The organism is Lactobacillus sp. PV037, from assembly GCF_014522345.1.
Lineage (GTDB): Bacteria > Bacillota > Bacilli > Lactobacillales > Lactobacillaceae > Lactobacillus.
In genome coordinates this window covers 591,203-604,209 of the sequence record NZ_CP041987.1, presented here as the reverse complement: position 1 = coordinate 604,209, position 13,007 = coordinate 591,203, and the positions used below count along the sequence as shown (strand labels likewise).

At 34.8% G+C, this 13,007-nt stretch carries 5 protein-coding genes and 1 pseudogene; all 6 read right to left on the bottom strand.

Going from position 1 to position 13,007, the window contains the following annotated elements:
• Positions 1-26 precede the first annotated feature (26 nt).
• Positions 27-1,733 (bottom strand): annotated as a pseudogene (spxB, locus tag FP435_RS03390) (pyruvate oxidase); the annotation flags it as partial.
• Between the two features lie 185 nt (positions 1,734-1,918).
• On the bottom strand, positions 1,919-7,891 hold the full coding sequence (locus FP435_RS03385) for a mucin-binding protein (RefSeq protein WP_265484447.1): 5,973 nt from the start codon (positions 7,889-7,891) through the stop codon (positions 1,919-1,921).
• A gap of 262 nt (positions 7,892-8,153) precedes the next feature.
• Positions 8,154-8,606 (bottom strand): YSIRK-type signal peptide-containing protein, encoded by a 453-nt coding sequence (locus tag FP435_RS03380; protein WP_265484446.1) that lies wholly within the window; start codon positions 8,604-8,606, stop codon positions 8,154-8,156.
• Between the two features lie 176 nt (positions 8,607-8,782).
• Positions 8,783-9,718 carry a manganese-dependent inorganic pyrophosphatase gene (locus FP435_RS03375; RefSeq protein WP_265484445.1) on the bottom strand — a complete coding sequence of 312 codons (936 nt, stop codon included), beginning with the start codon at positions 9,716-9,718 and terminating at the stop codon, positions 8,783-8,785.
• 64 nt (positions 9,719-9,782) lie between these two features.
• Positions 9,783-10,502, bottom strand: coding sequence for a LysR family transcriptional regulator substrate-binding protein (locus FP435_RS03370; protein WP_265484444.1), 720 nt, complete (start codon positions 10,500-10,502; stop codon positions 9,783-9,785).
• A gap of 13 nt (positions 10,503-10,515) precedes the next feature.
• Complete coding sequence (gene parC, locus FP435_RS03365) at positions 10,516-12,999, bottom strand: DNA topoisomerase IV subunit A (RefSeq protein WP_265484443.1); 2,484 nt, start codon at positions 12,997-12,999, stop codon at positions 10,516-10,518.
• Between the last annotated feature and the right edge of the window lie 8 nt (positions 13,000-13,007).

The window sequence follows — 13,007 nt, the reverse complement described above, 5'->3', positions numbered from 1 at the left end:
GATTACTCACCTACTTTTTTCACATGATACTTTTCAGCAAAATAACTAAATGGTTTCAAATCTTGAGCTTGGTATTTCTGAACAAACTCTGGATCATCTAAAGTATTCAATTCAGTTGAATATGGCATCTTATGAGTATATTTAACATCGATCAGCATAGGACCTGACATCTTTTTCCATTCTTTTACTGCTTGTTCAAATTCTTCCTTTGTTCTTACAGTCACACCTTTTACATTCATCCCTTCAGCAACTTTGGCCCAATCATTATCCGGAAGAATAACTCCAGACAAAGGTTGATGAGATTCATCAGTTTGTTCTGCTTCAATAAATCCTAATGTTTCATTTGTGAAAACAACGTTTAAGATATGGAGATTGTACCGTGCCATAGTTAAAAGCTCTTGATTCATCATTGCAAATCCACCATCACCAGCCAACTGCCATACTTCACGCTCAGGATAAGTTAAAGCTCCTGCTATCGCAGCTGGGGCAGCATAGCCCATAGTTCCATGGAGACCTGAAGTAGTCCATTTTTGGTCACCATGCATTTTTAAGTTACGAAGATGATCAATGTTTACATTCCCTACATCAATTGCAAAGACAGCATCATCAGCAGCTTGCTTACTAATCACATCCCAAATTGGTTCACGACGAACTGGCCTTTCCTTAGAATCTTTAAAGCTATCAACCCATTCATCCCAATTGTTACGATCAGCTAAAGCTGCTTTAAATAGCGGAGACTCACTACGCTCTTCTCCATTATCAATCAAAGCTCTCAAAGACTTTTTTGAATCAGCTAGTAAAGATACATCGACTGAGTGTCTTTTACCAAATCTAGCTGGATTAGTATCGATTTGAATAACTTTAGCTTTCTTATCAAACCAAGCAGCTGAGAACGGAGAATTATTTCCAACCCAAATTACTAAATCAGCATATTTTTGAACTTCATTAGGTGCTTTTGTACCTGCACGTCCAATAGTACCAATATAAGTTGGATAGTCATCCTCAATGATTCCTTTGCCAAGGTAAGAGGAAAGAAGAGGCATTTTAAACTTTTCAGCAAACTCCTTTAATTCTTTTCCTGCTTTCTTTGCTCCATTCCCAAAATAAACAACAGGATTTTTAGCTTCTTTAATAAGTTTAAGAGCTTGAGTGACTGATTCAGAAGTAGGTTCCGGATAATTTGCTTGAGGATAAGCTTCTTTATTCACCCTAAAATTATCCTCTATCTTCTCCCATCCTAAATCTTTTGAAACAATTAATACAGCCGGTCCTTTTTTAGCATAAGCTTGACGAATTGCTTCATCCATCAAAATTGGTAGTTGTTGTGCCGTTTTTGGTTGAGCTGACCAAACTGCTGCATTAGTAAACCATTTGTCTTCATCAAATGCTTGGAAAAAATCTACATCTTGATGATCTGTTGCTACATTAGCAATGATTGTTACCATTGGAGATTTATCATATTTTGCATCATACAACCCATTAAACATATGGGCTGCTCCTGGACCAGCGGAAGCAAATGCTACCCCTAGCTTACCAGTTAATTTATATTCTGCTGAAGCAGCTAAACTACCTGCCTCTTCATGACGAACTTCAATAAATTTGATTTTATCCTTCCAATTATGAATTGCATTCATCGTCGAGTCAAACGAGCCACCTGGCAAACCATAAATATGATCAATATCCCAATCATACAATACTTTTAACATTGCATCTGAACCACTAATTTTACTCATAATAAAATCTTCTTTCTTATAATCTTTTTTAACCTTGTTTATTCCTTTTTTATCGCTAATGATAGCGCTTTCTTTTTACATCTTTAATATAGCATCTACTTTTTAAATTATCAAACAATTGATTTCCTCCACAACTCAAAAAGGCACACCCTTATAAACGGATGTGTCTTTCTTAAGTTATTTAGTTAATCCTTTTTCTTTTTACTACCTCTCAATCCTAAAATTGCTGACATACTTGCAATTGCTAAACCTAAAATTCCTAAAGTATTGGTATCTTTAACCCCAGTTTGTGGCAAAGTAGATTGATTCTTATTGCTACTTACTGATGCATCAAAGTTTCCATTTTCAGAAACTGTATTATGATTTGGTTTAGTACTCATACCTGTTTGTGTTGGCTTACTTGTCGAAACAGTATTAACAGGTTTATTTGAAGTAGTAGGCTTGCTTGCAGTATCTGGTTTATTAGGTGTACTTGGAACTGATGGTTTTGATGGTTTGTTTGGAGTGTCGGGAACCGATGGCTCGTCAGGCGTAGTTGGTGTATCAGGAATTGATGGTTCATCTGGGGTAGTAGGCTCATCTGGGGTACTTGGAACTGAGGGTTCATCTGGCACAACTGGTGTAGATGGTTCAGTGTCCTTAGTATAAGTTACTGTTACAGTGCTATCAGTGCTATCCTTAGTAATTCCATCTTTTGCAGCTACTACTGAATGATCAGGCGTATAGCCTTCAATAGTTGGTGAAACCACACTTTCAAAACTACCTGTAGCTGGAGTCCAAGTAATCTCACCAATCAACTTTCCAGTTACCTTATCAATAATCCCTGTTCCCTTAAAAGTAATGGTTTGTACTTTATCGGGTGCAGCTGATACATTAGTATCTTTGTAAACATACTTAATAGTTCTAGTTACAGTCTTGCTCAAGCTCTTAGCATCAAATGGATATTTTGGACTATCTGGATCATCCGGATTAATTGGAGTATCTGGAGTAAAGTCATCATCTGGTCCGACTGGGATAGTTGCGTGCGTGAAGTAAACTTTGAATAAGTTCTTATAGTTATCTTCTTGGAATGTTGCACCTTTATTATAAGTACTATTTTCTAACTTGTAGCCGCGAGCCTCATAGTAAGCAATCATTTGGTCAGGTGAAGTTGGGAAACTAATCACAGTACCAAACTTACCTGCGGCGTTTTCGCTATTTAAGACAACATTATCAGTTTTATCAATATATTCAATTTGAGCTGTTTGTTCATTAGCCAAATATTTTACAATCTCAACAATATCTTTTGAATCCTGATTAATATTGCCCTCTTCTACCACTTCAATCGGTTCAGGACTATAATTTGCTACTTCTGGAGAAGTTACTGCAGCAAAATGTGTGCCATTTATTGCAGTCCAATTAATTGTACCAGCTACTGGTTTACCTTGAGCGTCCACCTCAATTTCTCCATTTGAATCAAGATTTACTAATTGCCCAGTTACTTTATCAATAATTCCCTTACCAGTAAACTTCAACTCTTGAACTTTATCACTAAGTCCTTCTACAGGTTGGTTATTTGATGCATATACATACTTGATAGTTCTAGTTACGGTCTTGCTCAAGCTCTTAGCATCAAATGGATACTTCGGACTATCTGGATCCTCTGGGTTAATTGGTGTATCTGGAGTAAAGTCATCATCTGGTCCAACTGGGATAGTTGCGTGAGCTAGGTAAACAGTAAAGTTGTTAACATTTGGATTTTCTTGAGAATCCCCATATGTTGTTACGCCATTAATAAACTTAAATTGATCCTTAGCTACTTGTTCATAACCACGTTTTTCATAGTCTGCGATTATATCTTGAGGATCATTTTCAAAGAAAATTGACTCATTATATTTTCCGTCAACACTTTGTTTTTCCAAAACTTTATTAGTTGTAGTATCAATATAAGTAATTGTAGCCTGTTCTGGATTAGCATCGTATACAACAGTTTCATAAATATCAGGTGTATAACCATTAACTTCATCAACTGTTGGAACTTCCAATCGATCAGCACTATATCCTGTAATCTTAGGAGAGGTTACAGCTGCAAAACTCGTTCCCTCACTACTCCAGTTAATTGTACCAGCTACTGGATTACCATCACTGTCTACTTCAATTTGACCATTTGAATCAAGATTTACTAATTGACCAGTTACCTTATCAATAGTACCAGTACCGGTAAAAGTAAGAGTTTGTACTTTAGTTGGAGCTGCAGTTGCTCCGGTAATATTGTAAATATAGTTAATAGTTCTAGTTACAGTATTCTTTAAACTAGCTGCATCTAAAGGATATTTAGGGCTATCTGGATCCTCTGGGTTAATTGGTGTATCTGGAGTAAAGTCATCATCTGGACCTACAGGAATAGTTGCATGCGTTAAGTAAACGATGAAGTTGTTAACATTTGGATCCGTTTGAGAATCTCCATATGTTGTTACACCATTAACAAACTTAAATTGATCTTTATCTACTTGTTCATAACCACGTTTTTCATAATCTGCAATTACATCTTGAGGATCATTTTCAAAAGTAATACCTTCTTGATACTTTCCATAAACAGAATCTGAAAGTAAGGTCTTTCCAGTTACCTTATCAATGTAAGTAATATTGGCTCTTTCATTATTTTCATAGTAAGTTACTAAGAATTCTGTATCAGCATTATTTTGAGTCACTCCACTGATTTGGTTAATAACTGTTTGATCTGCAGTATAACCCGGAATGCGTGGCGAAACTACTTCACTAAAGCTATCACCTGATCCAGTCCACATTAATTGACCAGTAACTAGGGAACCGTCTTCATTTACCATGATGTTACCATCATTATCTAAAACTACATAATCACCAGTAACTTTATCAATTACTCCCATAGCTTGGAAATGAAGCGTGTCACTTACTGGTAAAGCAGCTTGACGCCCATCAACGTATTGGTAGTTTACAGTTCTAGTAACATCTTTTTCTAGCTTATCAGAATCAAGAGGATATTTTGGTCCATTTGGATCATCTGGATTAATTGGTTCTCCTGGCTTACCTGGATTTTCGGGATCAACAGGTACGGTACCATGCTTTAGTAAAACGTAAAATGTATTATCCTTTTCATTATTAGCAAACTTGCTTCCTACTTTAAAGCCATCCTCTACTAATTCGTAGCCCTGATTCTCAAGAGCTGTAATCATATCAGCAGTAGAATAATCAATAACTTCATTATATTTACCTGTGACCGTTGCTGTCTTTAAATCTTTATTTGTAGTAATGTCACGATAAATAATTTGAGCTGTTTGGTCCTGAGCTCCATAAAAAACAATTTCAGTAAGATCGGGTTGGTCGGGAGTAACAGTTACTTGACCTACTTTTTCTTGATCAGGTACATAGTTAGCAATTACTGGTGAAGTTACTTCTGCAAAATCGCTTGTTTCAGGGGTCCAACTGTAACTTCCTTCTTTGATAATCCCATCCTCAGTAACAATCTCGTTATTGCTATCAAGTTCTACTAAATTACCAGTTACCTTATCTTTGTAACCATTTCCTTTAAACTGTACTGTTTGGGTTACACTAGGAGCAGCTTGGCTACCATCTTCTGCATATTTATAGTCAATGGTTCTAGTAACTTGTTTTTCAGTGCTTACAGGTTCAATACCGTGGGTAAAGTAAAGATTATAAATATTTTTATCATTATCTTGTTGATAAGTATAAGTTGCTTTAGGGTCAAAATTCCCCTTACCTGGAATTAAGACATAACCTTGGCTTTCAAAAAGTGCAATCGTCTTTTCTGGATCAAATGGGAAAGAAATTGTATCTCCATACTTACCTAAAGCATAGTCAGTACCAATTGCTGCCCCAGTTACATCATCCCAATAGTTAAGTTGAGCAGATTGTAAGTTTTTCTTATAAACAACAATTTCATCAATGTCATTACTTGTAGGTACAACATACTTAGCTGGAACTTCAAGCTGATCCGGACTATAACCAGTGATTGCTGGCGAAACCACAGTATCAAATTTTTCATATTCTGGCTCCCAATCAAGGTTTGATACTGTTTCCCCAATTTCACCGTTATCATCAAGCTTTACATAGTTTCCAGTTACCTTATCTTTGTAACCAGTCCCAGTAAATTTAACTGTTTCCACTTTAGTTGGTACTGCAACACTACCATCTTCATAGACATATCTAATATTTCTAGTAACACTTCTCTCTTCATTGACAGGTTCTACCCCATGTTTAAGAGTAATCACATAAGTGTTAGCATCTGGTTCATCAATTGAATCCTTATATTTAGTACCAGCTTTAAATGGATTATTAACTAAAACATATCCTCCAGTAATATAGCGGTTAATTGCATTTGTAGGACTGTAGGAAATAGTTGTATTGTAAATACCTTCAGCAATTCTAGTTTCTAAGATTTTATTATCAGTAATATCTTGATAAATGAACTTAGCTGTCTCACCATGAGAATATTTAACTGTTTCAACTAAATTACCGGTAGTTGGAGTCACTACTACTGGTGAAACTTCAGTTGGATCTGCATAGTAATCTTCCACCTCGGGTGATTCTACACTATCTAGAACAACGGAAGATTGAGTCCAACTTGGACCTTCAGCCGTACCAGTAATATCATTATTTTCATCAACAGTTACCCATTGACCAGTTACTTTATCAAGATAACCTGTAGCAGTAAATTGGGCGGTTTGAACCTTGTTCTCTAAACCATCAACTGGTTCATTATTACGAGCGTAAACATACTTAATCGTCCGAGTTGCAGTTGCAGTCAGATGACTGGCGCTACTATTTTGAGGAAAAGTAGGACCATCTGGATCATCTGGGTTAATTGGATCACCTGGCTGACCTGGGTTATCAGGATTTACAGGTAATACACCGTGCTTTAAGTGAACAACATAGTCAATTTGGTCTGTCCCTAACTGTTGTCCTGGAACATAATTGCTACTTACTAGGACATAACCTTGCTTTTCATAACTTTTAATTTGAGTATTCGGATCGACCCCAAAATCTATCTCATCCTCATATTCTCCATTAAAACTATCTGCATATAATACTCTATTCGTCGTATCATCAATATAAGTTATTGTGGCTAATGATTTGACCTTAACATATTTAATTGGATGATCTTGACCCGGATTGGTAGGATTATAATTTTTTTCATTAAGATTTGCTAAGGTCCAGCCCGGGATATCAGGGGCACTAGTCGTAGTGGCTTTAGAGGCATCTGCAAGGTTATTATTATATTGAGTATTATATTGTCCATCATCAATTCGATTTCCATCTTCATCAACTGGGATAATCTTTCCAAGTGGACTGTAGTATAAGTTAGCGACACTGACATCATTAGGAATATAGGGACTTCTGGCATAAATTCCATTAGTAAATTGCTTATATTGACCGGGTTCAACGGTTAGCGTTTCAATAGCATCGCCATCTTTACCCGCATATAAAGAAGCATTCATAGTACCTGTATACAACCCATCTGCATTAGGAATTTCATAATATACAATTGTATTTGTAATTTGTCCCTCACTATCAAATAAAACTTTTTTATAATACCTATTAGGTTGGAATAAGGAAATAGTCCCTGTATAGTTAGCCCCATCGTTGGCAATATTATCACCATTAGTTAAATATTCACCAGTAATAACTTTTTTATATTGGTTAATATTAGGAATAGTAAAAGTTTGCCCACTTAATCCTTCTACATTAATTCCCTCAATATCATGATCTGGATCTTCATATTCATGATATTTTTTATCGTCTCCTAAAACATAATATTTTACTGCTGCTTGATTAGATCTAACTGGGTCAATATCTACCTTTTGAAAAAAATCAGTATCATTTTGTGCCCCTAAACCATAAATATTTTTTATGGAGGTATCGGTTGTCATTCTTTGAATTCCAGTAGCACCTTGGGTAGGTCTTGATACACCATCAATATTTAAATTATAGACACCCGTATTGTGAACCCAATATTTAGCGTTCCCTACAGCAATGTCAACATAATTAGTCGCCTTATTGGGGTCATTATCCACTTTAACAATCTTATTAGTATTATTAGGATCTAAACTAGCAAAATCAGAGTTAGTAATGAAAACGTGAACCTCTTGACCCGGATTCATTCTATCAGTTGCAATAATCATTCTGGCACTTTTGCCACCATATAATGCATTATTTAATTGTAAAATTGAATAAATATATAAATTATTATTTTTAATTAAATTTTTAGCTTGGTTAAGAACAGTATTATTAGGATCTTTACCAATAAGGGTATTTACTCTAGCCTGTTTATCACTAGTAGTAGCAACTACCTTTGAATCTTTAAGATTTTGAAGATTAGTTTCTTTGTTAGTAGTTATATCTTTTACATCAATTGATGTGGCAGTGGGAGAAGTGTTATCTTCCTTAGAAAGGTTTATAGAAGGCCGTTCTCCCCCCCCCTATTTTTACTTTATTGGTTGCATCCCCGTTAGCACTAGCATCTTTACTTGAAGCACTAGCTTGAGGAGCTGCTTTTTTATCTAGAGTTTGTTCTTTACTACCTTCTTTTGAATTTTCTGAATTAGTAGTTACTCTAGCTTCACTATTCTTTTGATTTTGAGTATCTCCAGTTTGCTTGGCAACATTATCATCTACTTCAGTCTTATTATCTTTAGTTGCGTCTTGTGAAGACTGAGTAGTCACCGTAGTAGATTGAGCTGGGCTAACTTCAGCTGCTTTTGCAACTCTACCAGAACCCATAAAAGCTAGTCCAATTAAAACTGAACTAACTCCTACCTTTAAAGTACGGATAGAAAAGATTTGCTTTTTCGGCTCCATCTTTCTCAATTTTTCTCTAAAATTATTTTTTGATAACATTTTTTCTCCTTCAATAGTTAAACTACTACCATATTGTTATTAATCACAGGTTTATTATACTTCTTATTTTTATTAAAAGCATTAAAAACAGCAGTTTTTTAATTATAATATTTCTTATATTTAACATATTAAGTAATTTAGACACAAAAAAAAGGCCGGTTTTCCGACCTAGTTTATTAATCTTCGAAAGCTGCTGTTAAAGGAGGAACAATTTGCTTTTTACGAGAAACTACTCCTGGTAAAGCAACACTTGAATCATTTAATTTTGTATCAAAAGCCTTTTCAAAAATTGCTTTATTCTCATCACTACCAACTACAATAGCTTCTGAATTTGAATTTAATACATCAGTTAAAGCCAACATAAACATATCATAATTATTATCAGCACTTGCCTTTTCCATTGCTTTAATGAAATCAGCTTTTCTTTCCATTGCTTCTGGTAAGTCAACTGTGTTAACTTGAGCAATACGCACAGTGTTGCCGTTTAATTCAAAGCTTTTGGCATCTAAATCAATGAGTTCCTCTTCAGATTTATCAGCAATATTGGTACCAGCTTTAAGAAGTGCTAAACCATATTCCTTGTAATCTACACCAGCAATTTTGGCTAAAGCTTCTACAGCTTTTTTATCTTCTTCAGTAGTTGTAGGTGATTTTAATAATAAGGTATCAGAAATAATAGCTGAAAGCATTAAACCAGCTATGTTCTTTGGAATTTCAACTCCATTTTCCTTAAACATTTTGTAAACAATAGTACTGGTACAGCCAACTGGTTCTGCACGGTAAAATAGTGGACTAGCAGTATTGAAGTTCATAATTCTGTGGTGATCAACAACATGAGTAACTGTTACCTTATCAATATCAGCAACACTTTGTTGAGGTTCATTATGATCGACAAGCATTACAGCATCTACTTTATCTGCAGCGGTTTCAATAACCTTAGGTGCTTCAAAGCCGAACTTTTCTAATGCATACTTAGTTTCATCATTTGCTTCACCTAAAGCAACTGGCTCAGTATCGTAGCCTAATTTATTTTGTAAATATGAGTATGCAATTGCAGTACCAATTGCATCAGTATCTGGATTTTGATGTCCAAAAACAAATTCTTTTGCCATGATTAAAAACTCCTTTAAATCTATCTACAATAATTATCACAGTATATCTTCATTTGGTCAATTCCTAAATTAGGGTTTCCACATCATCTAAACGGCTGTCGTAACTAGTGTGAGCTAGATAATCTTCCCATTCTTTCAAAAAAGAATCTAAAAGTGAAAACTTAGAATTTAGCTTTTTAATTATAAAATAACTTTGAAAATAAATTTTTGGCTGAAGTTCTACTGGATAGAGTGAAATCTTACTACGATGAGCTTGATAAAAACTCTGTGTTACATAAGTATTATACGGACGAGCTTGAGCAAATTGTAAGAGCTGGTAAGTCGCAGAAAAACGAGCCACTACTTCAGGTGGATTAGGTAAAAAGTTTAGCTGATAAGTGGATCTAATTAAATCCGGTAAGTAGGTATCTGCAGCATAAGAAACCCATTTTGTTTTAGTTAATCCCTCATAAGTAGCAGGAGTATTTTTATCATGAGTTAAAAATACTATTGAATCTTCAAAGACTTTTTTGACAATGATACTCTTTAGTTCTTCACTCGTTAGACTACTTTCTGGCAAATAGGTAAAAGCTAAATCAATTTCCCCATTACGTAATTTATTCCAAATACTACTTCTTCCAAAAAATTCAACTACAAATTCTACATTTGGCTTAAGTGAATTATAGTGGATTAAAAACTCTTCTAAAATTCGTGCTTCCATAATATTTAAAACACCAATTTTTATTACTTTATTATCTAACTCACTATTTGCAGGTCTAGAAGGACCTGTTACCTTCTCCATCATTTTATTTTCCTTTTTAATCAAATAAGTTGCTTATGTCTTTATGGTTAGGAGCAAGTGGCTTAGAAAGGTTAAGAGATATGGGTTGTCCATCAGTTGTAGGATCCAAAACAAACGAGCCATTAGTGTAGCGATCTCCTAATGGAAATTCATTGGTATTAAGAGTTAACTGGCGATCACTGCTAGTTGTCACAATCAAATCATGATCCTGACCATACCAAGTAATTGCATTAATACGATGAGGTTTAGTCTTTAACTCTCTTAGAATTAATACGCCTCGTTTTGCACGTGTAACTACATTCACTAAATTCAAAGCAAACTGCTTGAAAGCTCCTCTTTGGGTAATTAGACCTACTTTCACTTGATCCACTTGCTCTGGCTTAACTAAAATATAGCCTACAACATAGTCCTCTTCTTTTAAGTTGACTGACTTAACACCAACAGCACGCGCTCCACTACTTGGAACTTCATCAGTCTTGTAGCGCACTGCATAAGCTTGATTAGTAATCAACGTAAGATCATAATCTTGTTTTTCATCTAAAAGATCAACACCAACTACTAAACTATCATTTTCTTTTAGCTTAATTGCCATCATTGCACGTGATTTATATGTTCGAGTTGGTTGTAAGTCACCTAATTTAACTTGCTTAATGTAACCATCATTAGTTGCTAGTAAGAAGTTTCTTTCTGCACTTAAATCTGGTACTTCAAATACTCTTAAAATCTTTTCATCGGGATCTAGTCCAATTTCTTGAGATAAGTGTTGCCCAGTTTCCTTCCACTTGGTGTCGACTAACTCATGAACTGGTCTGAAAATAATGTTTCCCTTAGTAGTAAAAATATAAAGATTACTTAGAGTAGATATTGTCTTTTCAAAAATTATTTTATCTCCATCTGGCAATCCATTTTCACTTGCAGCAGTTGATTGGAAAGAACGTAGTGATGAGCGCTTTAAATAACCTTCTTGACTAACCAATACTCTAACATCTTCATCTGCCATCAAAGCTTTTTCATTAATTTCAATTTTTTCAGCTTTATCAGTAATTTCAGTTCGACGTTCACTGCCAAATTCCTTTTTGACAGCTCTTAATTCCTTAATAACTACTTTCTTCAAAACCTTTGGGTCGTTAAGAATTTCTTGATAAGTAGTAATTTTTTCTTTCAAATCAGCTTCTTCTTTTTGAAGTTGAGTAACATCAGTATTACTTAAACGATAAAGTTGAAGAGAAACAATGGCTTCTGCTTGATTAACAGTAAAATCAAACTTATCTACTAAATTTTTCTTGGCTGTCTTTTTATCTTCTGAAGCTCTAATAGTCTTAATTACTTGATCTAAAATATCAAGCGCATGAATCAAGCCTTCAACAATTTCTAACCGTTGCTGAGCTTTATTTAAATCAAATTCTGTTCGTTTAGTAACAATTTCTTTTTTATGGTCTAAGTATGAACTTAAAATTTGTTTTAGTCCAACTTGTACAGGAGCCATATGATCAATTGCTACCATATTAAAATTATAAGATACCTGTAAATCAGTATTTTTAAATAAATAATTTAAAATATTCTGACTGTCAGCATCTTTTTTTAATTCAATAACAATCGATAATCCATGACGATCAGTTTCATCTCGAACTTCCGCAATTCCATCAATTTCTTTATTTAATCGGATTTCGTCAATTTTTTTGACCATTAAAGCTTTATTGACCCCAAACGGTACTTCACTAACTACAATTTGCTGACGATGGCCCTTAATATCTTCAATTCTAGTTTTAGAACGAACTTGAATTCGACCACGACCAGTTTCATAAGCTTCTTTAATTCCCTTTTTGCCGAGAATAATTCCGCCGGTAGGAAAGTCAGGTCCTTGAACATACTTCATTAATTCATCAGTTGTAGCTTCGGGATGATTTAATAAATAAATTGAAGCATCTAGCACTTCACTCAAATTATGTGGAGGAATTTCTGTAGCGTAACCTGCTGAAATTCCTGTTGAGCCATTCACCAATAAGTTGGGGAAATGAGCTGGAAGAACTGTGGGTTCATATTCAGTATCGTCAAAGTTCAAAATCATTTGAACAGTGTCTTTATCAATATCTTCCAACAAGAGATTAGAAATTTTGTTTAGACGAGACTCTGTATATCTCATTGCAGCTGGTCCATCACCATCCATTGATCCATTATTACCATGCATTTCAATCAATGGTTCACGCATTTTCCAATCTTGAGATAAGTGAACTAAGGCACCATATATAGAAGAATCACCATGAGGGTGAAAATTACCCATAACATTTCCGACAGCTTTAGCTGCTTTTTTGTAAGGTTTATCGTATGTATTATTATCTTTATACATTGCATAAAGAATACGTCTTTGAACAGGTTTTAGGCCGTCTCGAATATCTGGTAAAGCACGTTCTTGAATAATATATTTTGAATAACGTCCGAAACGTTCACCCATTACCTCTTCTAAAGGTAAATCTTTAATTCGTTCTGTTGTTTCTACCATCTACAAAT

What these genes read in the sequence shown, in the direction of transcription:
- FP435_RS03385 (WP_265484447.1), bottom strand. Translation starts at nt 7,891, where the DNA reads ATGATTATTGCAACTGATAGAATGAATCCGGGTCAAGAGGTTCACGTT.
- FP435_RS03380 (WP_265484446.1), bottom strand. Translation starts at nt 8,606, where the DNA reads ATGTTATCAAAAAATAATTTTAGAGAAAAATTGAGAAAGATGGAGCCG.
- FP435_RS03375 (WP_265484445.1), bottom strand. Translation starts at nt 9,718, where the DNA reads ATGGCAAAAGAATTTGTTTTTGGACATCAAAATCCAGATACTGATGCA.
- FP435_RS03370 (WP_265484444.1), bottom strand. Translation starts at nt 10,502, where the DNA reads ATGATGGAGAAGGTAACAGGTCCTTCTAGACCTGCAAATAGTGAGTTA.
- parC (WP_265484443.1), bottom strand. Translation starts at nt 12,999, where the DNA reads ATGGTAGAAACAACAGAACGAATTAAAGATTTACCTTTAGAAGAGGTA.